The organism is Sutterella wadsworthensis, assembly GCF_003315195.1.
GTDB classification, from domain to species: Bacteria; Pseudomonadota; Gammaproteobacteria; order Burkholderiales; family Burkholderiaceae_F; genus Sutterella; species Sutterella wadsworthensis.
This window is the reverse complement of record NZ_QNRV01000003.1, coordinates 138,794-163,072: the sequence shown is the minus strand read 5'-3', so window position 1 is coordinate 163,072 and position 24,279 is coordinate 138,794. Positions and strand designations below refer to the sequence as shown.

At 56.2% G+C, this 24,279-nt stretch carries 21 protein-coding genes and 2 pseudogenes; 16 read left to right on the top strand and 7 right to left on the bottom strand.

The window, feature by feature from the left end:
• Positions 1–381: pseudogene (locus tag DES29_RS02950) on the top strand (IS1634 family transposase); the annotation flags it as partial.
• A gap of 64 nt (positions 382–445) precedes the next feature.
• On the opposite strand, the gene DES29_RS02945 reads toward DES29_RS02950, so the two are convergent.
• A complete protein-coding gene (locus DES29_RS02945; RefSeq protein ID WP_005431024.1) occupies positions 446–745 on the bottom strand; it encodes an HPF/RaiA family ribosome-associated protein in 300 nt (99 codons plus the stop codon).
• A 672-nt stretch (positions 746–1,417) separates the two neighbouring features.
• Here DES29_RS02945 and DES29_RS02935 point away from each other — a divergent pair.
• The 7 genes from DES29_RS02935 to erpA all read left to right on the top strand — a co-directional run bounded on the left by DES29_RS02935 (position 1,418) and on the right by erpA (position 8,445).
• Positions 1,418–2,137, top strand: coding sequence for a hypothetical protein (locus tag DES29_RS02935; RefSeq protein ID WP_016473515.1), 720 nt, complete (start codon positions 1,418–1,420; stop codon positions 2,135–2,137).
• 181 nt (positions 2,138–2,318) lie between these two features.
• On the top strand, positions 2,319–3,812 hold the full coding sequence (gene glpK / locus DES29_RS02930; protein WP_021994557.1) for a glycerol kinase GlpK: 1,494 nt from the start codon (positions 2,319–2,321) through the stop codon (positions 3,810–3,812).
• Position 3,813: 1 nt separating this feature from the next.
• Complete coding sequence (locus DES29_RS02925; protein WP_249031200.1) at positions 3,814–5,877, top strand: glycerol-3-phosphate dehydrogenase/oxidase; 2,064 nt, start codon at positions 3,814–3,816, stop codon at positions 5,875–5,877.
• A gap of 124 nt (positions 5,878–6,001) precedes the next feature.
• Positions 6,002–6,604 (top strand): MarC family protein, encoded by a 603-nt coding sequence (locus DES29_RS02920; RefSeq protein ID WP_005431020.1) that lies wholly within the window; start codon positions 6,002–6,004, stop codon positions 6,602–6,604.
• Positions 6,605–6,923: 319 nt separating this feature from the next.
• Positions 6,924–7,352, top strand: a complete 429-nt coding sequence (rplM, locus tag DES29_RS02915) for a 50S ribosomal protein L13 (RefSeq protein ID WP_005431019.1) — start codon at positions 6,924–6,926, stop codon at positions 7,350–7,352.
• Positions 7,353–7,367: 15 nt separating this feature from the next.
• Positions 7,368–7,760 (top strand): 30S ribosomal protein S9, encoded by a 393-nt coding sequence (gene rpsI, locus DES29_RS02910; protein WP_005431018.1) that lies wholly within the window; start codon positions 7,368–7,370, stop codon positions 7,758–7,760.
• A 292-nt stretch (positions 7,761–8,052) separates the two neighbouring features.
• On the top strand, positions 8,053–8,445 hold the full coding sequence (gene erpA, locus DES29_RS02905) for an iron-sulfur cluster insertion protein ErpA (RefSeq protein ID WP_005431017.1): 393 nt from the start codon (positions 8,053–8,055) through the stop codon (positions 8,443–8,445).
• Between the two features lie 101 nt (positions 8,446–8,546).
• Here the strand turns inward: erpA and DES29_RS02900 are convergent, their stop codons facing one another.
• Both DES29_RS02900 and DES29_RS02895 read right to left on the bottom strand, forming a co-directional pair.
• The gene (locus DES29_RS02900; RefSeq protein ID WP_201638826.1) at positions 8,547–9,665 is read right to left on the bottom strand and encodes an anhydro-N-acetylmuramic acid kinase; all 1,119 of its coding nucleotides are present in this window, start codon (positions 9,663–9,665) and stop codon (positions 8,547–8,549) included.
• A 14-nt stretch (positions 9,666–9,679) separates the two neighbouring features.
• Positions 9,680–11,260, bottom strand: coding sequence for a M23 family metallopeptidase (locus DES29_RS02895; RefSeq protein WP_113854411.1), 1,581 nt, complete (start codon positions 11,258–11,260; stop codon positions 9,680–9,682).
• 294 nt (positions 11,261–11,554) lie between these two features.
• Here DES29_RS02895 and tyrS point away from each other — a divergent pair, with 294 nt between their 5' ends.
• The 8 genes and pseudogenes from tyrS to DES29_RS02855 all read left to right on the top strand — a co-directional run bounded on the left by tyrS (position 11,555) and on the right by DES29_RS02855 (position 19,331).
• The gene (gene tyrS / locus DES29_RS02890; RefSeq protein WP_016473523.1) at positions 11,555–12,820 is read left to right on the top strand and encodes a tyrosine--tRNA ligase; all 1,266 of its coding nucleotides are present in this window, start codon (positions 11,555–11,557) and stop codon (positions 12,818–12,820) included.
• Positions 12,820–13,275: a D-aminoacyl-tRNA deacylase gene (dtd, locus tag DES29_RS02885; RefSeq protein ID WP_021995044.1), complete on the top strand. Its 456-nt coding sequence runs from the start codon at positions 12,820–12,822 to the stop codon at positions 13,273–13,275. The genes tyrS and dtd overlap by 1 nt, the downstream gene beginning before the upstream one ends.
• A gap of 74 nt (positions 13,276–13,349) precedes the next feature.
• Positions 13,350–13,952: a YbhB/YbcL family Raf kinase inhibitor-like protein gene (locus DES29_RS02880; protein ID WP_021995043.1), complete on the top strand. Its 603-nt coding sequence runs from the start codon at positions 13,350–13,352 to the stop codon at positions 13,950–13,952.
• 181 nt (positions 13,953–14,133) lie between these two features.
• Positions 14,134–15,399 (top strand): serine hydroxymethyltransferase, encoded by a 1,266-nt coding sequence (glyA, locus tag DES29_RS02875; RefSeq protein WP_005431011.1) that lies wholly within the window; start codon positions 14,134–14,136, stop codon positions 15,397–15,399.
• Positions 15,400–15,616: 217 nt separating this feature from the next.
• Positions 15,617–16,075: pseudogene (gene nrdR, locus DES29_RS02870) on the top strand (transcriptional regulator NrdR); the annotation flags it as partial.
• 170 nt (positions 16,076–16,245) lie between these two features.
• The gene (gene ribD / locus DES29_RS02865) at positions 16,246–17,493 is read left to right on the top strand and encodes a bifunctional diaminohydroxyphosphoribosylaminopyrimidine deaminase/5-amino-6-(5-phosphoribosylamino)uracil reductase RibD (protein ID WP_005431008.1); all 1,248 of its coding nucleotides are present in this window, start codon (positions 16,246–16,248) and stop codon (positions 17,491–17,493) included.
• A gap of 3 nt (positions 17,494–17,496) precedes the next feature.
• The gene (locus tag DES29_RS02860; protein ID WP_005431007.1) at positions 17,497–18,114 is read left to right on the top strand and encodes a riboflavin synthase; all 618 of its coding nucleotides are present in this window, start codon (positions 17,497–17,499) and stop codon (positions 18,112–18,114) included.
• A 125-nt stretch (positions 18,115–18,239) separates the two neighbouring features.
• Positions 18,240–19,331: an NADH:flavin oxidoreductase/NADH oxidase gene (locus DES29_RS02855; protein WP_005431006.1), complete on the top strand. Its 1,092-nt coding sequence runs from the start codon at positions 18,240–18,242 to the stop codon at positions 19,329–19,331.
• A 96-nt stretch (positions 19,332–19,427) separates the two neighbouring features.
• Here the strand turns inward: DES29_RS02855 and DES29_RS02850 are convergent, their stop codons facing one another.
• From DES29_RS02850 to DES29_RS02835, 4 genes are all read right to left on the bottom strand, one after another.
• Positions 19,428–20,717 (bottom strand): ABC transporter permease, encoded by a 1,290-nt coding sequence (locus DES29_RS02850; protein ID WP_021995041.1) that lies wholly within the window; start codon positions 20,715–20,717, stop codon positions 19,428–19,430.
• Between the two features lie 13 nt (positions 20,718–20,730).
• Positions 20,731–21,504 carry an ABC transporter ATP-binding protein gene (locus DES29_RS02845; protein ID WP_005431003.1) on the bottom strand — a complete coding sequence of 258 codons (774 nt, stop codon included), beginning with the start codon at positions 21,502–21,504 and terminating at the stop codon, positions 20,731–20,733.
• An 81-nt stretch (positions 21,505–21,585) separates the two neighbouring features.
• Positions 21,586–22,038 (bottom strand): hypothetical protein, encoded by a 453-nt coding sequence (locus DES29_RS02840; RefSeq protein ID WP_005431002.1) that lies wholly within the window; start codon positions 22,036–22,038, stop codon positions 21,586–21,588.
• A gap of 118 nt (positions 22,039–22,156) precedes the next feature.
• Complete coding sequence (locus tag DES29_RS02835; protein ID WP_005431001.1) at positions 22,157–23,920, bottom strand: alkaline phosphatase; 1,764 nt, start codon at positions 23,918–23,920, stop codon at positions 22,157–22,159.
• Positions 23,921–24,279: the final 359 nt, after the last annotated feature.

The window sequence follows — 24,279 nt, the reverse complement described above, 5'->3', positions numbered from 1 at the left end:
AACGTCGTCCAGGATCCTTTTATCGCTCTGAGCATTTATCGGGCCCGCAACATTGTCGAACAGAGCTTCCAGCAGTTTAAGAATCAAACTGCTGGAGATCGTCTCTACGCGACCTCAAGCACCTACATGGGCAAGCTGTTTGTCCAGGTATTGGCCCAGTCACTGCGCCTGATGATGCGTATGGCATGTCGGCGCAACGAAACGGCAACGAACCGTTTGCCCAGCAATTCTTTGACGAAGGCCTTTATGCAGCTGCGTTATCTGAAGGCCAATAAACCAACTGATCGCAACGCTTGGAAAACAAAAGAGATCCCGAAGAAAATCCGAGATCTCTTTACCCTGTTAGGTTTGCCCTTGCCACCGCGAGTGTTCCGGGACTAGGTGCATCCCCGGGAGTTTGGGTGCAAGCGGCTTTACCGGCCGCTATTTCTGCTGCGCCGCTTAATCAATGCTGACGGCGCTTGTCGGCTTCCTCAACTACGCTGCGGCGGATCGTATCAAACGATTCCGTAAGGGCAGCCATGACGTCCTGATTCGTGCGTGTAACGATCAAATTGCGCCCGGATGCGACGAGATCCACACGGATGGTGAAAGGTCCCATCGTTTGGTGCCCTTCCTGTGTCACCGTAACCTTGCAAGGTCCGATTTGGTTGTCGAACTTTGCGAGCCCTTCGAGCTTTTCATTCACAGCCGCTTCAACGGCAGCAGAGCGATTGATGCCATGAAAGACGATCTGAGCGGTCATATAGGAACCTCGCTTTTGGTTATTGTTTTCTGCAGAAGATGGAATCGTATTGCTTGTGTAATGCGTTCCTTCCTCTTGCTTTAAGTGTATAGTTTTCCGCCTGCTCTGAGATAGGCGGATGATTGGAGCTTATCCCAAGTCGACAGGTGGCCGAATATTCCATGTATGGTCAAGTGCAATCGGGTAAAATAGCGCTCGCGCACGATAGGCCAAGCATGCGGCCTGTTTATGCGGGTTGACCGTTGATGACGGCTAAGAGACAACTTTTCAAATGCATACTAAAGATGCTCTGAGCCGTCGTTGAAGATTTTTGATTCGTGCGTTGCCGATGTTCATTAGCAGTGCGTAGCATTTCTAATGGGGTTCTTCGGCCGGTCTCCGCCCAGCCAGATTGTTTTGATTGAATGCCCGGGATGAACCTGAGGCAGCGTGTGCCTGAATAATGAATGGTGCACGTGGATTTATTCGTTTCCACTCTTTCGACGGCCTTGTCGTTTTGAGGCGTCGAGTTTTTTTAACGTGCAGTTGCAGCACGCAGTGCAATCACCCGCGAAACCGACCTGTCCAGCCTGAGCAATAAGACGCTGATTTTTTTGAAACCATAAATGCGCTTTGACCGGCATGCTATTGAATGGAAAGCGCGAATTTTTTTTGATATTTAAAGGAAAAAACATGATGGATCGTAAGCCCTGGCAGGACAAAGGTCTGCGCCGTTCTTTTGATGGCGATGAGGGCGGAGAACGCCGCCGCTTTGGCCGTTTCGATCGCTTCGATCGTGAAGAACGCTCCGATCGACGCGAGTTCGGTGATCGCCCGCGTCGCGACTTTGGTGACCGTAAGCCTTTTGGCGACCGTCCGCGTTTTGATCGCTTTGACCGCTCGGATCGCAGCGACCGCTTTGACCGCTCTGAACGGCGCGACTTCGGCGATCGTCCTCGCCGCGATTTTGGCGACCGTCCGCGTTTTGACAACAAGAAGCCTTTCCGCAATCGCTTTGACGGACCGCGTCAGGATTTCGGCACTCGTTCGGGACCGCGCGCCCGTGCCTACGATACGCGCCGCTTTGCCGAACGCTCTGAATTTGCCCGCAATGCCATGGTCAAGATTGATTCGGACATCGCCGATTTCTTTGGCAGCCCCGAAGCAGTCAACCAGGCTCTGCGCCTCTTGATCGATGCTGCTCGCACAGTGAAATTCCCGCAGGCCGCCGCAGAGACGCCGAACGCAGAGCTCGAACCCGCTACTGCCGCTCAAATCTTTGGCGAGACCGATATCGATGACGACGATGTAGAAGATTCCGAATACGGTGACGGCGCGGCCGACAGTGCCGATGATGCCGACATGGAAGGCTGCGATGAAGTGTCTGTGGAAGAGGACAAAGCCGACAAGTAAGTTTTGTCGGTTGGATTTTGGCTGAAGTGCCCGTTAATGCTTGATGCAGCTTTCCATTACGTCGGAAAAGTTCTTAAGGGGCAGCGGCCCTAATCACTCTTAGAATGGGATACGTATTGTCCCGTTCGTTCCAAGAAAGCCCCGGGATCTCTCGGGGCTTTCTGTTTTTCGCTCCATTTACATGCCTCAGTACATTCTTGCGCTCGATCAAGGCACCACCAGCTCCCGCGCACTGTTATTTGATGCTGCGGGTGAGGTGGCTGCCCTTGCGCAGCAGGAGTTCCGGCAGAACTATCCTCGACCGGGATGGGTCGAGCATGATGCACGTGAAATTTGGTCTGCGCAGTATGCCGTTGCCCGCAGGGCGCTTGAGCATGCCGGCGTGGATGTTAAAAGTGTTGCGGCAATCGCCATTACCAACCAGCGTGAAACAACAGTTCTGTGGGATCGCTTTACGGGAGAACCCATCGCCCCCGCGATTGTTTGGCAGGATCGTCGAACGGCCGAACGCGTTGAAGCTCTGGAGGCTCAGGGGCTTGGTCCTTTGGTGAGCGGCAAGACCGGCTTAAGGCTGGACGCTTACTTCTCTGCCACGAAAATCGAATGGCTGCTCGATCATGTGTCAGGTGCCCGCCAGCGAGCGGAAAAAGGCGAAATCCTTTTTGGCACGATAGACAGCTGGCTCATTTGGAATTTAACGCGCGGTGCGGAGCACGTCACCGATACGACCAATGCTTCCAGAACGCTGTTGTGCGACCTCCGCAGCGGTCAGTGGGATGACGAATTGCTCGACATCTTTCGTATTCCTCGAGCCATGCTGCCGCGCATCGAACCGAGTTCCGGTGTGGTCGGCTTTACGCATCCATCGCTTTTCGGTGCCGCTGTCCCGATTGCAGGCGTTGCCGGAGATCAGCAGGCTGCGGCCTTTGGCGAAGCCTGTTTTGCACCGGGATCCGTGAAAAACACCTACGGCACCGGTGGATTCCTGCTGATGAATGTCGGCGGGGATCCTCGCCCAAGTGAAAATAGGCTGATTACCACCGCTGCCTGGAAGCTTGGCTGCGCACCGACTCAATATGCGCTCGAAGGCAGTGTTTTTATTGCCGGTGCAGTCGTGCAATGGCTTCGCGACCAAATGGGCTTTATTGAATCCGCTTCGGAAATCGAAGCCCTTGCCCGCGAAGTGCCTGACTCGGGCGGTGTATGGTTTGTCCCGGCGTTTGTTGGCCTGGGCGCCCCTTATTGGGATCCGGATGCTCGAGGCATGCTTATTGGGCTCACTCGCGGAACCAATCGGGCACATATTGCTCGGGCAGCATTAGAGGCGATTGCTTTTCAAAGCGCTGAAGTGCTCACGGCTATGGCCAAGGATGCAACACGCCCAGTGCGGGAACTTCGCGTTGATGGGGGCGCAGCAAGAAATGATCTCCTCATGCAGATGCAGGCTGACATTGCCGGCGTCCCTGTTATTCGACCGGCTCAGACGGAAACGACGGCATTAGGAGCCGCGTTTTTGGCTGGACTGGCGTCGGGCTTTTGGCAAAGTACCGACGAAATTGCCTCACTCTGGCGGGCTGAGCGGGTCTTTGAACCTGTGATGAATGAAGATCAGAGAGGATTTTTGATGAACCAATGGGCTCGAGCCGTCGGCCGTGCCCGCAAATGGAACCAGTGATATGGCAGCAGCAGAAGTAAAACCGACCGTCAAAGGGCTCAACCGCACAGAAGCTCTGGCATCGATTATGCAGGACCCCGTTTGGGACGTCGTGGTTGTAGGCGGCGGCGCTACCGGCGCCGGCGTTGCGCTTGATGCTGCTTCGCGCGGGCTCAAAACGCTGCTTCTGGAAGCGCAGGATTTTTCCGCAGGAACCTCGTCGCGCTCGACAAAGCTGATCCACGGAGGCGTGCGTTATTTAAAAAATCCCAGAGACTGGGGATTGGTGCACGATGCGCTGGTTGAACGCAAGCGTCTGATTGACAACTGCCCGCAGCTCGTGCATGCCGAACCTTTTGTGCTGCCCTGCTTTAAAAAGTGGGAGCGTGAGATCTACATGGCCGGTCTTGGTTTTTACGGCGCAATGGCTGGGAAGGATCAGATTGGCCGTACGCGGATGCTTAAGCCCGAAGAAGCTGAAAAAGTGCTCCCCGGCGTCAAAACCGAGGGGCTCTTAGGCGGCGTGGAGTTTTTCGATGCTCAATTCGATGACGCGCGCCTCAACATAGCGCTCATTCGTACAGCAGCCACACACGGAGCCGTCTGCCTCAATTACATGCCGGTGGTCGGACTTGAACGGATCGGCGGTCTGATTCAGTCGGTGATGGTCGAAGATAAGCACACCGGTGAATCGCACCGCATCCGCACCAAGATGGTTTTCAATTGTGCCGGTGTCTGGGCGGATCAGATTCGCCGTCTCGCAGATCCGCAGGCTGCGCAGCTTCTGCGATTCTCCCGCGGGACTCATGTTGTCGTCGACCGTTCATTCCTGCCGGGAGATGCAGGCATGCTGATCCCGAAAACACGGGATGGCCGCGTGTTGTTTGCTATTCCTTGGCACAACGCAGTACTTCTCGGCACCACAGATGTTGAGGTCCGCGAGGCGGAGTTCGATCCGCAGCCGTCAGAAGACGAGATTGCCTTTATTCTCGAGACGGCTTCCGGGTATCTGGCAAAGCCTCTTTATCGCAGCGACGTGCTTGCTGCTTTCGCTGGTCTGCGTCCGCTTCTGCGGGTGCCGGCAGGTCAATCCTCAACCGCTCAGGCTTCGCGAAGCCATTCCGTCATTTCGGAATTCGGCAATATGATCACGATTGCCGGCGGCAAGTGGACGTCGTACCGTCGAATGGCCGAGGATGCCATGCTCGAGGCGACGCTGCGTCATCTTATTGAGCCTCGGCTTTGCATCACTAAGGATCTGCCGATTCTCGTGGACGAAACGTTTAATCCCGAAGTCATTGAAGAAGCTGCTTGTCAGGGGTCTGAGAATGATGCCAAGGTGATTGAATATGCACTCTATGCGCGTGACTTTGAAGGAGCCTGTACTGCCGAGGATATTCTTTGGCGCCGTTTGCGTGTAGGTGTTCTCAATGCCGTCCGCGCTCAGGAACTGCTTCCTAAAGTGGCTGCGGCGCTAGAAGGTCGGGAATATGCTGCACCTGCCGCATCAGTTGCCAATGAGGCTGAAACGCATGCTGAAGAGGCTGCTGTGCAGTGTTCGGGAAAAGCGGCGGATGAGGTGGCAGAAGTGTCGACGGAACCGTCTTCGAAGAGTGTAAAGCCCGAGGTCTCGGCGGAAGCGCTGGAAACGCCGACGGCTGCTGAAGAAGTTGTCAAGTCAGCTGAAGCGGACGCAGAGGTGCTTGCGGAACCATCCTCGAAGAGTGAAACACCTGAGGTCTCGGTGAAAGCGCTGGAAACGCCGACGGCTGCTGAAGAAGTTGTCAAGTCAGCTGAAGCGGACGCAGAGGTGCTTGCGGAACCATCCTCGAAGACTGAAACGCCAGAGATCTCGGTGAAAGCGCTGGAAACGCCGACGGCGGCCGAAGAAGTTGTAAAGTCTGCGGACGCAGATGCAGAGGTGCTTGCGGAGCCGTCCTCGAAGAGTGAAAAACCCAAGGTCTCGGTGAAGGCGCAGAAAACGCCGACGGCGGCCGAAGAAGTTGTAAAGTCGGCAGATGCGGACGCAGAGGTACTTGCAGAGCCGTCTTCGAATCGGAAGTCAAAACGGTTCTGGCATCGCTAACACTCTTTATGAAAAATGGCGCTTGACGGCAAGAACCGCAGCGCAAATAACCACAGCCGGCATGGAGCGTTAAGTACCGTGCCGGTTCCTTAATTCTGAAATACGCGAAAACAAGGCTCCCTTTATGGAATACAGTTTTTGGGGTGGACTCATGCTGATGGTGCTGATGGCAGATCCTCTCGGCAACATCCCGATCACCATATCCTGCATGAAGAATGTGCCGAATAAGCGGCGGACCTTTGTACTCTTTCGAGAGTGCATGATCGCAATGGGGATGCTTCTGTTGGCGATGTTTTTCGGCAGACCCTTCTTGGCTGCCATTGGACTTTCCGATGCGGCATTGAGCATCGGCGGATCCGTGATCGTCATGCTGATGGCGATTCGTATGGTCTTTCCGACTCAAGAAGGTGTCTTTGGTCAAACGCCTGGCGGAGAGCCATACATTGTTCCCATAGCCATACCAGCGATTGCCGGCCCTTCAACGCTCGCTACCATCATGATGCTTGCTGCGAGCGAGCCCAACAGACTTTTTGAGTGGGGCGCGGTTGTTGTAATCACCTGCGTGGTGAGTTTCTTTGTGCTGGCTTCCGCCGACTGGTTGGAGCGACATATGGGGGAAAAGCTCACGCTCGCTTTTGAGCGCTTAACAGGACTTCTTCTGGCAATGATGGCCACGCAGATGTTCTTGGGCGGGGTGGAGGCATTTCTGGCCAAACTGCCGCACTGAATCGAAAGAAATTTTGACTTTTTAGTGGACGAAGTTCGGCAAAATGCGTAAAATCCGCTTCCTTGACTGGAAAGTGTCGGCGGTTTGCTTACCCCATCGTTTCCACTGGCGCCGCCCTAAAAAGCGCTTTTCGGTTGAGTTTTAAGTGCGAGGCGGTTCGGGGAATCCGCGCCGCCCGATTCTATTTTTATTCTGAGCAGCAGCGATTGCACCGCGTTCGCCCGTAAGACGGCGGACGGAGTCTGCCGTCGGCGCCATCCGGCGGAACGTGTGCTTTAAGGGCATGAGCTGAGCTCGCAGTAACCATTAGGTGAACGCAATGAAGACCTTCTCGGCCAAGCCGCTTGAGGTTAAGCGCGACTGGTTCGTGGTCGATGCCAGTGATAAGGTGCTCGGCCGTCTGGCCAGCGAAATCGCGCTGCGCCTGCGCGGTAAGCACAAGCCCGAATTCACGCCGCACGTCGACACGGGCGATTTTATCGTCGTGATCAACGCCGACAAGCTCGTTCTCTCCGCTGAAAAAGCGGGCAAGAAGACGTACTATCGTCACACCGGCTACCCCGGCGGCATCATCGAAACGACGTTTGCTCAGATGCAGGAAAAGCATCCGGGACGCGCTCTCGAAATCGCCGTCAAGGGCATGCTTCCGAAGGGCCCCCTCGGCTACGCAATGATCAAGAAGCTCAAGATCTACGCCGGCGCCGAACATCCGCATACGGCTCAGCAGCCCAAGGTTCTTGACCTCTAATAAGGTGTGACAAAGATGATCGGCAACTACAATTACGGCACCGGCCGTCGCAAGAGCTCCGTCGCTCGCGTCTTCATTAAGCGCGGCACGGGCAAGATCGTTATCAATGGCCGTCCGCTCGACCAGTATTTCCAGCGTGAAACGGGCCGCATGATCGTCATGCAGCCGCTGCAGCTCACCGAAAATGTCGAAACGTTTGACATTATGGTCAACGTCGTCGGCGGCGGTGAATCTGGTCAGGCTGGCGCTGTCCGTCACGGTATCACCCGCGCCCTGATCGACTACGATGAAGGCCTCAAGAGTGTTCTTTCGAACGCCGGTCTCGTCACTCGCGATGCTCGCGAAGTCGAACGTAAGAAGGTTGGCCTTCGCAAGGCCCGCCGCGCCAAGCAGTTCAGCAAGCGCTAATACTGCGAAGCAGAAAGATTCCCGTGTACTGGCGGCTTCAGAGAAGTCCGCCGGTTTGGCGGGGGTCAGGCAGACCGCCCTGTGGTGCTTTACGGCATCCGGGCGGTTTTTTCATGCCTGGGAACTGTTAATTAGGAAAGATATTAAGGAAATCCCTTGCATTTCGGCGCTTCTGGTGTAGGATGATCGCTTCAAAAATGAATGCGATGAGCGTACGTCTACCCGGAGCAGGTTCCCCGCCGGGGCCCCGCGTGCGCGGCAGAATTCCAGAAAGAAAAAAGGATTTTTAGTCATGACTGAAGCGACTACGACGGCTCCTGTTGAGACGAAGAATGAAGCTGTTCCCGAGCTGATGCCCGATCCCATTACCTTTACCGATGCTGCGGTGGCTAAGGTGAAGAGCCTGATGGACGAAGAAGGCAATCCTGACCTGAAACTTCGTGTTTTTGTTCAGGGCGGCGGGTGTGCTGGCTTCCAATACGGATTCACATTCGATGAAACGCAAAACGATGATGATGCCGTGATGCAAAAGGGCGGTGTGACTCTGCTGATTGACTCGATGAGCTACCAGTACCTGGTGGGCGCGAAGATCGACTATAAGGAAGGTCTTTCGGGCGAACAGTTTGTGATTGACAATCCCAACGCTGTGACAACCTGCGGCTGCGGATCATCTTTCTCGGTCTAAGCTGCCTGAAGGGCTCGATAGCCGCGGCGTCGATGGCGCCGCAAGCAAAAGGCCGCGCATATGAGAGTGCGCGGCCTTTTGCTGGTTAAAACCGATTGAAATCAGCTGGCAGGGTAGAGACATCCTAATCGACGAGGGCCTGCGGCATGGGTTGCTGCCGGCAGGTTCCCCGGCTGCCTGAGGAACCACTGATGGGCAAGCCAGGCAAAGGCTGCGCCTTCCACAGCCATAGGGTCGATCCCGCATGCAGCAGTAGAGCAGAGCGCTACGGTATGAGCGCCTGCTGCATCGAGTGCGATGCGGATGCGTTCACAAAGAAAGCTGTTTAAGGCACCGCCTCCGCACAAATAAAGCCGTTGTACATCAGGCAGCCACCGAATGAGGGCGTCGACGGCTGACCGCGCCGTCAGTTCCGTGAGTACAGCGGCGATACTGCGCCGCCGTTCATCAGGCATGTCCGCAGCACAGCGGAATTCCCCCGAGGCATGAAACTTCTCATCAAGCCATGAGGGTGAAAAGTATTCTCGTCCAGTCGATTTGGGAATGGGGCGATCGAAATACGGATCAGTAAGCATCAGCGCGAGAAGCGCTTGATCGATTGAGCCGCTGCGCGCATAGCTGCCGTCAGAATCGTAGGGGAGCCCTTGCGCGGTCTGCATCCAATGATCGAGGAGCATGTTCCCTGGACCGCAATCAAACCCCAGCACATCAGCGGCGAAGTCCTGCGGAATCAATGTGAAGTTAGCGATACCGCCGATATTGAGTACTGCTGTACTGCACTCGGCGCTGCGAAAGCAGGCAGCATGAAAGGCCGGCACGAGCGGTGCGCCTTCGCCACCGGCGGCAACATCGCGTGAGCGGAAGTCGGCAATGATGTCAATGCCGGAGAGTTCGGCAACGAGTGCAGGGTGATTGAGCTGCAGCGTAAAGCCGCGTTCCGGGCGATGGCGAATAGTTTGACCGTGAACACCGGCAGCAGCAATAGGCTCGCTAAGCCGCTGCTGCAAATCTTGGAGCGTCCACGCATAAAGATGCGCGAGTGCAACAGACGCATCTCCCATGCGTTCAATTTCATGGTCAGTGCCAAGAGCAAGCGCAAGTAGTTCGCTGCGAAGGACGGATGGCATTGGCAGGGAGGCCTGGCCGACTACGCGCATGCCGCCGTCGTCGGCAAAGTCTACGGCGACGGCGTCAATACCATCGAGGCTGGTGCCGGACATCACGCCCGCGACAATCACGAATGACCTCCGGTTCGTACGATGGAGGCACGTCCAACTTCTTGAGTGCTGGAGTCAGTCAGATCATCAATTTTTACTGGACGCAAACGCACGCGACCGGCGGCGTTCGCCGCCTGATCGGCCTCTTCATCGCGCTCAGCGGCACTCTTTTGAGCCTGCTTGGCCATGAGTGCTTGCGGGGAAGGACGTCCCTCGTCGAGCGCAGCGCGTTCGAACCGTTCAATGAGCGGCTGTGCCGAGGCTCGCAGCTGCGCGAGCTGATACGCTGAAAGATTTTCTGTATCAGGGAGATCAGCCGTAGCCGGGTTAATTTGTACGCCGTCGATTTGCAGCTCGTAATGGAGGTGTGGGCCCGTGGCGAGCCCCGTCATGCCGACATAACCGATCTCATCGCCTTTCTTGACGATGACGCCCGGGCGAATGCCCTTGGCAACACGGCGCATGTGCGCGTACAGCGTGGTGCGATTAAGGCCGTGGTCGATCTGCACGTAGTGCCCGTAGCCTCGAGCTTCATAGGCAACGCGCGTGACGCGTCCGTCAGCGGCGGCAAGAATACGCGATCCCGATGGCGCCCGGAAGTCGGTGCCGTTGTGGGGGCGCAGTACGCCGGTGACGGGGTGGCGGCGAAGCGGCGCAAATTCTGAGCTGACGTCTTTGAAATCAAGCGGAACGCGTAAAAAGGTTTGAGAGGCGGAACGTCCGTCAAGCGTATAAAAACTGCCCGCACCTCGTCCATCGGAAAACCAAAAGGCCTCGTGAACACCGGAGGCATCGACGATTTGTGCGGCAAGGAGCTGTCCATTGCGGACGAATCGACCGTCGGCATACTTTTTCTCATAGACCAGCCGCAAAGAACTGCCTGCAGTGAGATGTTCAACGGGATCGTCGGCACCGACCCAAACTGCGCGAAGCTGATCTGTGACGCTTTCAGGAATGTGAAGCTCGCGGGCGGTTGCGTCAAGATTCCCAACGGCGTCTCCCGAAACGAGCGTCTCCATTGTCGAAAAAGTAAAGGGAAGCACATTGCTGATGAGTTCTCGGCCGATGCGCGAAACTTCAATTGTGCGGGAATTATCCTCACGTGCGCCGTCGAGATAGAGCCGCATGTATTCGAGTTGTCCAGCATTGGAAACGCCTGCCGTTACATGCTGTCCCGGCTGCGGAGCAAGGAACGGTGTCAGACGCTGCTGAGTGAATATGTAGTCGCGGGCTTGGTCGTCATGAATGCCGAGTTTTGCAAAAAGCGAGAAGATTGTGTCGCTTGACGATATTTCGTAGTGTTTCGGTGTATAGGTACCGAGTCTGGATACAGCGCCGATTTCCCCGGAGAGATCGGGAGCGGCAACCGCAATTTCCATGGGATGTGCCTCTACAGTGTGAGGCGCAAGGGCTGGACCGAGGGCGGCGAGAAGACTCACAGAAAGCGCAGTTCCAACGGTCAGCAGACCGGCGGCAAGGGCTCTGGAGCGGACGGCTTCAGGTTTAAGACCAAGGCGCACAGCAATACTTCGAGCGAAGGTGAGTGCTGCACGGCCAAGTCGGGCAAGTGCGCCCGCAACGAGTGTTTGTGCCGGCATGGATGCAAAGAATCAGTAAAAACCGGAAAGTTTTTTTCGAAAACCCCTTATTTTAGGCTCGCGGCAACCCTGCATGTTAAAGTTTCCCCCTTGAACTTATTCCAAATTCGGCGCGGCGCCGAGACAATGCTCCCGCCGGCCACGGCATCAGACGCTCCCGCAGACCGGGTACTTCACACTTTCCACTTTCGTTTTTTGCAGAACTCCGGATGATGTTGAAGTTCGCCGCCGACGGGCGGGCGGGGCTCCCTGATGCACCTGTCGTTTTACTGCATAGCACTTCAATCATTTCCAATGACGCAAAACAACTCACAGGCCGCAGAGGCTCAGAAACAATTTCCCGTGACCGACGATATTCGCGAAGCCATGGCACTTATCGCGCGCGGAACCGACACGTTCCTCATTCAATCCGAGTTTGAACAAAAGCTCGCGCGTTCCAAGGCTACCGGTGAACCGCTTCGCTGCAAACTCGGGCTTGACCCGACGGCGCCGGACATTCATATTGGTCACACGGTAGTGCTCAATAAGCTTCGCCAGCTTCAAGATCTCGGCCATACCGTAATCTTTCTGGTGGGTGACTTTACTGCTGCCATTGGGGATCCTTCTGGCCGCAACACCACCCGTCCGCCCCTGACGCGCGAACAGATTGAAGCCAATGCTCAGACTTACCTGAACCAAGCCGGCATGGTGCTTGATTTGGACAAGACGGAAGTTCGCTACAACTCTGAGTGGAGCAATGCGCTGGGTGCGACCGGTCTCATTCAGCTCGCGAGCCGCTACACGCTCGCCCGTCTCTTGGAGCGCGATGATTTTGCCAAGCGCTTCAAGGAAGAACTGCCGATCGCGATGCACGAACTCCTGTACCCGCTCATGCAGGGCTACGATTCGGTCGCCCTGAAGGCTGATCTGGAACTCGGCGGATCCGATCAGCGCTTCAATCTGCTCGTCGGGCGCGAACTGCAGCGCCAGTATGGTCAGGAGCCGCAGTGCATTCTGACGATGCCGCTTCTGGTGGGGCTTGACGGCGTACAGAAGATGAGCAAGAGCAAGAAGAACTACATCGGCATTACGGATCCGGCCAACGATATGTTTGGCAAAGTGATGTCTATTACGGATGATCTGATGTGGAATTGGTACGACCTTTTGAGCCTGCGCAGCAATGCCGAAATCGCGCAGCTTAAGAAGGAGTGCGCTGAAGGTCGAAATCCGCGTGATGCAAAGGTGCTGCTTGCCCGCGAAATCATCGAACGTTTCCATGACAAAGCTGCCGCAGATGCAGCCGAAGCGGAATTCAATGCACGGTTTCAGAAGGGAGCCGTGCCCAATGACATCAAGGATGTGACCGTTGCCGCCCCAACGGGGGAAATTGGCATCATGCAGCTCATCAAGGCAGCCGGACTTGCACCTTCCAATGCTGAGGCTGGCCGCAACATAGATCAGGGCGGTGTACGCATTGACGGCGAATCGGTGCGTGACCGCACGCTTAAGATCCAGGCGGGCGCCGAGTTTGTGCTGCAGGTAGGCAAGCGCCGTTGGGCGCGCGTTAAGGTGACCGCGTAATGATCGTTCTGCTCCAACGCGTCCTGGAGGCGCAGGTCGTGCGACGAGCCGAAGGCGGGCAAGCCGAAGAGCCTCTTGGGGCAGTCGGACGAGGACTGCTGGCCTTCGTCTGTGCCGAACCGGGCGACAGCGCAGCAGTGATCGCTAAAGCGGCACGCAAAACGGCTCGTCTGCGGATTTTTGAGGATGAGAACGGCCGCATGAACTTGTCGGCAGCAGATATTGGCGGTGGTGTCCTTGTCGTGTCGCAGTTCACACTCGCAGCAGACTGTACGGGCGGGAGTCGTCCGAGTTTTTCAAACGGCGCATCCCCCGCGGAGGCACAAAAGGCCTATCTTGCCTACGTTGAGGCGCTTCGTGCCGAAGGGCTGAAAGTTGAAACGGGGTCATTCGGCGCACACATGCACGTGCGGCTTACGAATGACGGTCCGGCAACTTTCTGGCTGAAGTTTTAAGGGTTTGACATTTTTGCTGGAGCCGGAATGCATGCGTTGACGGCTCTTTCATCAATGAGGTAGGAGGTTCAACGATGGACATTTCATCACGTACGTTTTCTGAAGGAGAAATGATTCCTGAACGCTGCGCCTACGGGCGCATGGGCGAAGGCGGACAGACGGTTCGTTCTGCCAACCTCTCCCCGGAACTCTCGTGGTCGGGCGCCCCGGCAGGCACAAAATCATTTGCGGTGCTCTGCATCGATGACGATGTGCCGACGGATCTGAAAGCGCGGGATGCTTTGGGCGAACTCCCTGTTGATCAGCCCCGCCGCCGCTTTGTGCACTGGGTGCAGATTGAGGTGGCTGCTGACGTATCGAATTTCCCTGAAGGTGTTTTTGCGCAGAAGAATGTACCGGCGGCTTACGGTCGGCCAGGATTGAATGACTACTGCCGCGGCGAAGGAAAGCCCGAAGCCGATGGTACGGGACTGGGCTATGACGGTCCATGCCCGCCTTTTTTTGATGCTCGTCGGCATTACTATCGCTATCAGGTATTGGCGCTCGATTTAGAAACGCTGGATCTCGATAAGCACTTTACCCTGGAAGATTTTGAGAAAACAGCAAAAGGACATGTGCTGGCAACCGCTGAAGTAGTCGGCCGCTATACACTGAATCCTCGCCTGCGGAGCGCATAATGCAGCAACACTCAGAGGCTCCGCTTCCTAAAAATTTCTTTTGATTAATGCGTTGGCGCGGTCTTTGCTTCTTCTACAAGGAGAAAAGACTGCCGGCGCTCCGGCATGACTGCCTGTGGCTAGTACGTGTCACAGCAGACTCTTCCCTATAAGTATTCTTCACGACAGAAGGAAACAACCCATGTTCAATTTGTCCGAATGCCCCGCCAAGCGCGATCCCGAACTCTGGCAGTGGATTGATGCCGAGGCTAAGCGCCAGGAGCAGAACATCGAGCTGATTGCGAGCGAAAACTATGCTTCGCCGGCAGTGATGGCTGCTCAGGGGAGCTGCCTCACCAACAAATATGCCGAAGGCTATCCGGGCAAGCGCTACTACGGCGGCTGCGAATTTGTTGACGAAGTTGAACGTCTTGCCATTGAACGAGCCAAGAAGCTCTTTTGCGAACCCGCCGGTGTTGAAATGGCGGTTAATGTGCAGCCTCATTCGGGTGCGCAGGCTAACTCGGCCGTGTTCTTTGCGGTTCTCAAGCCCGGTGATACTTTCATGGGATTGTCGCTTGCTGACGGCGGGCATTTGACCCACGGCATGCATCTGAACTTCTCGGGCAAGTATTTCCACTGTGTTCCTTACGGCCTTAATGACAAGGAAGAGATTGACTATGACGAAGTCGAACGCCTTGCCAAGGAAAATAAGCCGAAACTCATCGTCACCGGCGCTTCTGCCTATTCGCTTAAGATCGATTTCAAGCGTTTTGCTGAAATTGCCCACTCTGTCGGCGCGCTTTTGATGGTCGACATGGCTCACTATGCCGGCTTGATCGCTGCGGGTGTCTATCCGTCGCCCTTCGGCCACGCCGACATTGTGACGACAACTACCCATAAGACCCTGCGTGGTCCGCGCGGCGGCATGATCTTTGTGCGTCCGGATCTTGAAAAGGCAATTAACTCTGCCGTCTTCCCAGGGATGCAGGGGGGGCCGCTTATGCACGTCATCGCCGCCAAGGCCGTGGCGCTCGGCGAAGCGCTGCAGCCGGAATACAAGACCTATCAGGAACAGGTGATGAAGAATGCGCATGTGATGGCCGAGCAGCTGATGGCGCGCGGTCTGCGCATCGTTTCCGGCCGTACGGAAAGTCACGTCATGCTCGTCGATCTTCGTCCCCTGAAGATCACCGGCAAGACCGCTGAGACCGTGCTTCATTCGGTCGGCATCACCGTTAACAAGAACGCCATCCCGCACGATCCCGAGAAGCCGTTTGTCACGTCGGGTATCCGTCTCGGCTCGCCGGCAATGACGACACGCGGTTTCAAGGAAGATGAAGCCCGTCTCACGGCCAATCTGATTGTTGACGTTCTTGAGGCGCCTGAAGATCAGGCGGTTCTTGACCGCGTTCGCGGCGAAGTCGCGAAGCTCACCGCTAAATTCCCCGTCTACGTTCACGATTAAGGCTTAATCCCTCAAGGCAATCCTTTAATCGATGCCTTGGGTGCTGTCAACATAAAGCAAAAGGGTCTGCAGCCAAAGATGCAGACCCTTTTGCTTCTTGTTATTCGGCTGCTGATCATTTTTCTCGTTTGGCGTACACAGTTCACCAGACCGTGGTGCATACCAGAGATCGGCTAAAATCATCTCCACTCATCAATCTATTGGAGAACAGCCGTCGATGCGCTGCCCCTTCTGCCGTCACCCCTCGACGAGTGTCGTTGATTCACGCGCTCCAAAGCCCGGTTTCGTCATCCGCCGCCGTCGGCAGTGTCCAGCCTGTGGCAAGCGCTTTACGACCTTCGAGCGTGTAGCCATTGCTATGCCTTGGATCATCAAGCGCGGCGGCGGTCGTGTGGAGTACAACCGGGCAAAGCTTCGCGGCTCTATGCAGCTCGCGCTGAGAAAGCGGCCGGTTTCTTCTGAGCGTATAGATGCCGCAGTAGGAGCTATTGAACATAAGCTTTCTGCCATGGGCGAACGCGAAGTGCGTTCTTCAAAATTGGGCGAACTTGTGCTCGAAGCCCTGCGCGGCATGGATACGATCGCGTGGATCCGTTTTGCGTCTGTTTATCTCAACATCAATGATCCGAAGGCGTTTGCCGAGATGATTGAGCAAGCACTGCGCGAAGCCCCTGCTGCCGCAGATGAGGATGCTGCAGGATTGGAAACCGGAGAGTTTTACGGTGTTCCTGAAACCGACGAATCCGTCGAAGTGGCAGATTCGCCGATCGAACTGAGCGATGACTCTGATCCTAAGGGACAGCTTGCTTCAAGTGATCCCGACGGATACATCCGGAAGTATCGCTGATGACGACATCTGCATCCTCTTTGAGCGAAGACAACGCTCAGAATACTTCGTCTGTGCTGCCGGCCATTGAAACGCTGGTCGACCCGGAACGCCTTGCCTGCGCGCAGAAACTTGAAGCTCACGCTGCAGTCTCGAACTCAGAAGCGGCACGTTCCGCAGCAGACGACGCATGGATGGATCTTGCTCTCGCTCAAGCGCGAAAGGCCTGGCGGATTTCGCCGCCTAATCCGTCAGTGGGGGCGGTGATTGTGCGCAACGGCCGGCTGGTTGGTGCGGGTCATACGCAGCGTACCGGCGGACCGCACGCGGAAGTGATGGCTTTGAGAAGTGCCTTCGAGCGCGGCTTATCTGTTGAGGGCGCCACCGTATATGTGACATTGGAGCCCTGCTCGCATTATGGCCGTACTCCGCCTTGCGCTCTTGCACTCATTCAATCCAAAGTCGGACGTGTGGTGGCCGCCGTCGGAGATCCAAATCCTAAAGTACACGGCCGCGGCATTCGTATGCTCCTTGAAGCTGGAATTCCGGCTGAGCTTGGTGTCCGAGAAGCAGAGGCCCGAGAGGTCAATATTGCTTTTTTAACGCGGATGACGCGGGGGACGCCGTGGGTACGAATGAAAACTGCTGTGACGCTCGACGGCCGTACAGCATTTCCAGACGGACGCTCTCAGTGGATTACCGGTGAAGCGGCTCGTGCCGATGTGCAGTTTTGGCGCGGTCGAGCCGGCGCAGTACTGACCGGTATTGGAACGGTTTTGGCCGATGATCCGCAGATGAATGTGCGGCTTCCTGATCAGGAGCGTCAGCCGTTGCGCATCGTAATTGATCCGCGCATGGAAACGCCGCCCGCAGGAAAACTCTTGACGTCGAAGGGCGGTAAGGTATTCATTGCGGCGGCGGCCGAGTATCCGACCCGCCGAGCAGCTCTGGAAGCAGCTGGCGCAGAGGTATGGGTGCTCCCTGATGCGGCAGTGCCCGGGCGGGTAGATCTTCGCGAACTGATGCGTGAACTTGCCAAACGTGAGGTGAACGAAGTTCATGTTGAAGCAGGTCCGCGGCTTTCAGGGGCACTCTTTGCTGCAGGGTTGATTGACGAGATGCTTTTCTACTATGCCCCCTGCCTTTTTGGTGCGGGGATGGGGCCAGCGGCTGTGCCGCTTCCGGCCGAACCGGGTGCGGCATATCGCTGGCGCCTTCAGTCGCTTGACCAGATCGGCGGCGACTTTCGAGTTCTTTTGAGGAGATAGTTTATGTTTACTGGCATTGTGCAGGCCGTCGGCAAGGTTCGTGAACCGGAGAAGCTCGGCAATGGCGTTCGTCTGACGATTCTTGCTCCCGACCTTGGCTTAAACGAAGTGAAGGTGGGCGATTCGATCGCTGTCAATGGCGCCTGCATGACGGTAATTGAGGTGGGCGAGCGTGAATTCAAGATTGACGTTTCAGCCGAAAGCCTCTCGAAAACAACGGGACTCGACACCTTTGGTGAAGTGAATCTGGAAAAGGCTATGCGTCTTTCCGACCGCATTGACGGGCACATCGTGAGCGGCCATGTCGACGGTGTTGGACAGGTTGAGTCAATGGAGCCTGTGGCGGAGTCCTGGCGTTTGGTGGTGCGTGTGCCGCGCGTGCTTTCTCCCTATGTCGCCTACAAAGGCTCCATCACCATCAACGGTGTATCCCTCACGATCAACAAGGTCGAGGATACGGCGCTCGATACACTTGTTACCATTAATCTCATTCCTCATACGCTTGAAGTGACCACCTTGAAGCATCTCAAAGCGCAGTCCTACGTTAACGTCGAAATCGACACGATTGCTCGCTATGTCGAGCGCATAATGTCGCTCAAGAACGAAGACTCGCTCTTCTGAGAACGCCCGCTCCCCTGAAGGCCTGCCGGAGAAAAGAATCCGCAGGCCTTTCTTGATGGATCAAAGATGCTGCTGAGCATTGCCGGTGTAGTCTTGAGGAGCTTTTGAGCAGGAAATTTTCAACAATGAACACAATGCTCTTTACGCCGATTTCGATCGGCCCCGTAGAACTGCCTAACCGTATTGCTGTGCCGCCGATGGCTATGTACAGTGCGCGTAGCGGCGTGGTGCAGCTTTTTCACAAGATGCACTATGGTCACCTTGCCGCTTCCGGCGCCGGCCTCGTCTGCATCGAATCGACCGCAGTGTCGCCGGACGGCCGCATTACCAACTACGACTTGGGTCTCTGGTCCGATGAGTGTGAACAAGGGCTTAAGGAGCTCGTCGACCTCATGCATGAGATCGAACCGGAATGTCGGGTGATGGTGCAGCTTAATCATGCTGGCCGCAAGGCAAGCTCGGTGCGTCCGTGGCGCGGGCCTGCCCGCACGTTGCCGCCGATGGAAGGCGGATGGCGTGTGCGTGCGCCGAGTCCGATACCGTTCTCGGACACCTACACGACGCCGCGTGAAATTGAGTTTGGGGATTGCCGGCAGATTGCTGAGGATTTTGGTGCTGCCGCTGCTCGTGCAGCGCGTGCCGGTGTGGATGCGGTGGAAATCCATATGGCACATGGCTACCTCATTCATCAATTTTTGTCGCCGCTCTCGAACCATCGAATTGATGAGTATGGCGGTGCGCTCGACAATCGCTGCCGCTTTGCCAAGGAAGTGATGAATGCCGTGAAAGCCGCTGTTCCGGCTAATGTCGCAGTGGGCCTTCGCGTTTCCGCCACCGATTGGGTGCCTGAAGGCTGGTCGATTGAAGACACCATTCACCTCGTTAATCTGGCTAAGAAAGAAGGCTGTACGTTTGTCGATGTATCGACGGGCGGCAACACGCCGGATGCGCCTATCCCCGTCGGGCCTGGTTATCAGGTTCCGTTTGCCTCACGCGTGAAGGCTGAAACGGGTATGACGACTTTTGCTGTTGGACTTATCCGTGATGCTTGGCAGGCGGAAACTCTGCTGCGCGAAGGTGCGGCAGATGTGATCGATATTGGCCGCGCAATGATCGATGATCCGCATTGGGGATGGCATGCAGCTAACCGGCTGCATGTTGAGAAGGTGCCGAAGCTTGTCGTGCCGCCGCAGTATCTGAGAGGCTTAAGCTATTGAGCGCAAGCGTTGCGGATGGCATAGAAAAATCCCTGAAATAGTGAGCAGTTCACCGTTTCAGGGATTCCTTTTTTGGCTGTTGGCAATCCTCAGCAGCTAACTGAGTTTCATGCGGCCGGCCAGCCAGGCCGGGAGCAATGCGCAGACCGCTCCGGCGGCAAGTGCCGTCAATGCGAGCCAGATTTCTCGCATGGAAAAGCTCGGCGTGATGCGCGCTCCGGTTTCGAGTTCCAGAGCTCCGGCGCAGAGTTCGGCAGCACCCCATCCAAGGATTAGACTGCCCAAGATGCCGGCAGTCGCCGCTGTCATGACAATAGACCAGGTGAGTGCTGCTGCATAGCGGCGAGGAGCTCCCAGTGTGCGCAGCAGCAAAATCGTTGGCAGTCTCAGGCGGCCGAGCAGAACGCTCGCCAAAAGCACCGCAGCGAGCGCGACGATGCTCGTGAGCAGACATACAAAGGCGAGCGCCTGCGATGCGCCGCCAAAAGCGGCGTAGAGATTAACGAGCACCTCAGCAGAAAAGACGCCCATGAGCGGCACGATCTTGCCGTCATGACCTGCAGCATCGATCTCATTGAAGCGCTGACGCAGTCGATAGGCCGAGGAGACTGAGGCGGGTTTCACAATGACAGCGGAAAAGCCCGGCAGTTCTTCAAGATGTGTTTTGTTGGACAGCATCCAGGATTCAAACAAATGCGCGGATGGCTGCTCACGGTCATGTGCTTCCTCGGCTTCGTGGTCATGATCGTGATCGCCGTGCACATCTGCATGTGCTGCCCAGACACTTTCGATCGGTACCATTACCGCACGGTCCCATGGCGTTCCGGTGGGCGGCAGGATGCCGACTACTTCGTAAGCAATGCCCTCATGTGCGTGGCCAGCGCCATGAACTCGGCCGTGCATAGGGGAAAATTTGTCTCCGATGACATAGCCTGAGGAGGCGCCCGCAACGGCTTCAGTCGGCTTTGTGAAAAATCGTCCGGCAGCGGGTTCGCGGCTCTTGCCGCGGTCTAAAAAGGAGCGTGTTGTGCCGACAATCGTGCGGCCGGAGGGTGTGCGGTCGCCGAAAGCAACTGGAGCAGCCCAGCGGATGCTGCTTTTAGCCGTTTGAGCCTCTCGGATATTCGCCCAAGCGGATGCCGGCACGATCGGCAGCATTTCATCGCGCAAGAAAACCGTGCCGAGCAGGAGCGCCGAACTGGATCCGCGAGCACCGATCAACAGATCGAAATCGTCGGCAGACTGTGCAGCGGAAGCCTTTACCATTCGTTCGCAGATGCCGGCAGCAACAGCGATCGAGAGTGCCAGCGCAATGATGAGCGCCATTCCGGCCAGGATGCCGGCGGAGCGTCTGAGTTCGCTCTTGAGCAGCAGTGCAATATTCATGGCGCAGCTCCAATCAAGGGATGGATCGTGAAGGGGTGAGTTCGTCCGGCGTGATAAAGCGTCCCGCGCGGATTTCTGCGGTGAGCGGCAGGCGTTTGAGGACGCGGTCGCTGTGGCTGACGAGAATGAGTGATGCCGAAAGACTTTGTGCAGCTGACATCAGGTCATCAACCACGATGTCACCGCGAGCTTCGTCAAGATTGGCAGTAGGTTCATCGGCCAGAATGACGGCAGGACGGCCCATCAGAACTCGCACGAGTGCGGTGCGCTGCATCTCGCCGCGTGAGAGGTCTCCTGCACGGGTATTGGTGCGGATGCCGCGAGCAGCAAGCATTTCGCGGGCGGTTTCGCGGTCATGCGCGGCAATGGTGCCGCGGAAGGTGAGCGGCAGCAGAACATTGTCGAGTGCTGTAAGGTCTTCAAAAAGCCGAAAGTCTTGAAAAAGAAAGCCGCAATGCTGTCCTCGCCAGCGGTCGCGAACCGATTCCGTGCACTGCGAAAGAGCAAGTGTGCCCCAGCGCACAACACCTTCTGTGGGCGTGATGATTCCCGAAAGACATTTCAAAAAAGACGTTTTCCCAGCGCCTGAGGGGCCGCGGATGCCAAGCATGGCGCCTTGAGGCAGCTTGAAGTCAAAGCACGAGAAGATTGTTCTCACGCCTGTGCCATCAGGAACATCGAGTCTGACGGTTTCCAGTGATAAATCGAAAGGCTGAGGATCCGCGCAGCAGCCGGTATCACTGCTGCATTTGCGTCCAACATCGGCAGTGGGGGAAGCAGAGTTCATGACGACGGGTTCTCCAACCGGGGAATGAGAATTGCGGTGAAAAAAGTGTTAATGCACGATGCATCCGGCCCGCAGGTCAGCTCACACAACCTCAAAACGGGCGTTTACGATTCGTACGAGACTGACGAATCCGGTTTCCTCATCCATACGGCTGCCGACTTCGAGCGTACCGACCACTTCAATGAGGCGGTTGGCCTGTACGAACTCCTGTTTGTCGCTGAGAAAGACGACGACGATGTTGTCTGGCCAGTCAGCATCCGTGCTGCAGAACGGACAGAGACTTACCGGTGATTCCGTGAGGACGAAGAAATGGGCATCGGCTTTTAGTGGCGGCGCCATGAAACCCTGCATGCGAACCCTTTTCCCGGCGAGCGACTTGAGTTTGTCGGAAAAGGTGAGCCCGAGGACGGAAACGCCCGAGTACATTTCGGGAAAGGCAAGCTGCGGAAGATCCGCAGCCAGAGCTGCCGATGAGGCAAGGGAATAAAGCGTCGGGAAAAGTATTCCGGCAGTAAGTACCGTTCTGCGATGCATGAGAGCTCAAGCCTGGTGGCAAATAAGGAAAACTTAAAAGGGCGTCTTCCCTTGGCGGGGAAGACGTCCTTTGCAGGCGGATCGCAGGTGTCAGAGAGAAGTCCTGCGGTCAATTCGCTTAGTGGCCAAGCGCGAGCGCTTCAGCCATGACGCGGAAGATTTCAGTCGAATTCATGAAGCCTTTGATTTCTTCAGACTTCGGCCCGCGGGCAGTAACGACCAGGTCATCGACGGTGTGAACGCCCTGGCTTTCATTGCGGGGCAGGTTTCCTTCGACGAAGTGACCGCCCTCGACCGACTTGTAGGTTTCGTCAGCCACATACTCGCCCTTTTCGTTCTTGACGGCCGGATTGAAGGTTTTATCCGGGTAGGCGCGATAGGTTTCGTAATAATCCGGGTGTGCGCCGAAGAAGACGGCCAGACGCTTGGAAGGTGCGAAGTCATCCGGGAAGCCGTCCTTGTCCGCATCAACGTAGTTGGGATAACCCGCATCGGCATAAACGCCCACTTTCTCACGCATGTCCTTGCCGGGCTTATTGTCGTCGACCGTACCGGCAACCGAGATGGAGTGCGTGTGGTCACCCGTTACGATCAGAAGCGTATCGGGATGTTCGTCGACATACTTCTGAGCACGTTCAACCACCTTATCGAAGGCAATCGTGTCGCCGACGGAGCGCGTCCAGTCGAGCGGGTGCGAGAACTTGTCGACCAAGCCGGCTTCAAGCATCAGGAAGAAGCCTTCCTTGTTCTGGCCGAGCACTTTGACGGCAGCATCAAACGCATCCGTCAGGTCGGGCTGATTCGGGAACTTCTTCACCGTGTTGCCCTTCCACTGGTGGCGGTCAATCCAGCCGTCCATATTGCCGGTATGGAAGAGCCCAAGGAGCTTTTGCGGCGCCTTGCCGTCAACGGCGGCAAGCAGTTCGGTACGGTCAGAGACGAACTTGTAGCCGTCCTTCTGGAAGAGTTCAAGATAGTTGGTTGAATCCTTGCGCTTGCTGCCAGGCGTACCCTGCGGGAGGAAATAGGCAGAGCCGCCGCCCAAAATCACTTCCGGACGAACTTCGTAGAACATGCCGACGATATCGGCCTTGTCGGAGCGGCGACGGGTATGCGCGACGACAGAAGCGGGCGTTGCATCTTCAATTTCAGCATCGGACACGACGCCGATGGCTTTGCCAGTCTTGCGGCGGAGCAGTTCGGCAATCGTTTCCTGACGCGGATCGTCTTGGCTGGCCTTGGTGCGGTCTGCGTAGACGCCGAGCGCATTAACGGAAGACTTGTGGCCGGTCATATAGGCCGAAGCTGTATTCGCACTGTCAGCGGCGATCGTGTCAACTGAACTCGTACCGAGGAGCGCCATGTGCGGCATATTGTCCATGGCAAGCGGCGCCTGATACATGCCGTTCTTTACGCCCTTGGAGAGAATGCGGGCTGCAGTGCGGTGTCCGACGGAAAGACCGTCAGCGAGCAGAATGATCACGTTCTTGGCCGCGGCTTTCTTGGGCGTAGAGTAAAGATCCCAATCTGCGCGCATTTCACCTTCGGGCGACTTCACTACAACGGTGTACTTGCCGGGCTTCTTGATTTCGACGTCACGCATGATGAGTGCGGAGCCTTCGGAATCGATTTCTTCGGGAACCCAGATTTCCGAACCCTTGAGCACTTTCTTATAGTCGGCGCCGTTGATTTCGACGACGACGTTCTTGCGGTCGGCCTTCTTGTCAAGTTCAATCTTGAAGTCGAATTTGGCATTGGTCATGAAACGTGCCTGATCGACAGGATAGATCTGCGCGGCAGAGACCGGTGCGGCAGCGAGTGCACTGAGAACGCCGACGGCAGCCAGTGCGGCGGATGCGGTGCTCAATATGAATTTCTGCATGGTGATGTGGTGTTCCTGTGGGGGAGAAAATTGGCGCGTGAGAGTGCGTCTACAAATAAATGGACAAATGGCGGACGGGAAAGGTGAGGATTCCTTTCGGCCGCTGCGGAGCAGTCTAGGAAGTACATGTGACGGGTTTGCAACGCGGCTGCGGCAAAGTGATGTCAGTTGTATGACGTTTTGGTGAAGCGGACGTCAGTTTTAAAGAAGGGCGGCGGCTCGTGCCTTTGAGATGCCCTGAAAACGGCGTTGGTGAAGAAAAGGCAAGCCTGTCATGAGTGAAGAAGATTTTCCGTAAATGCCCGTTCGCAAAGAGCTGAAGTTTGGACACGTTGATGCGCTAAAATGATCCCTTCAAG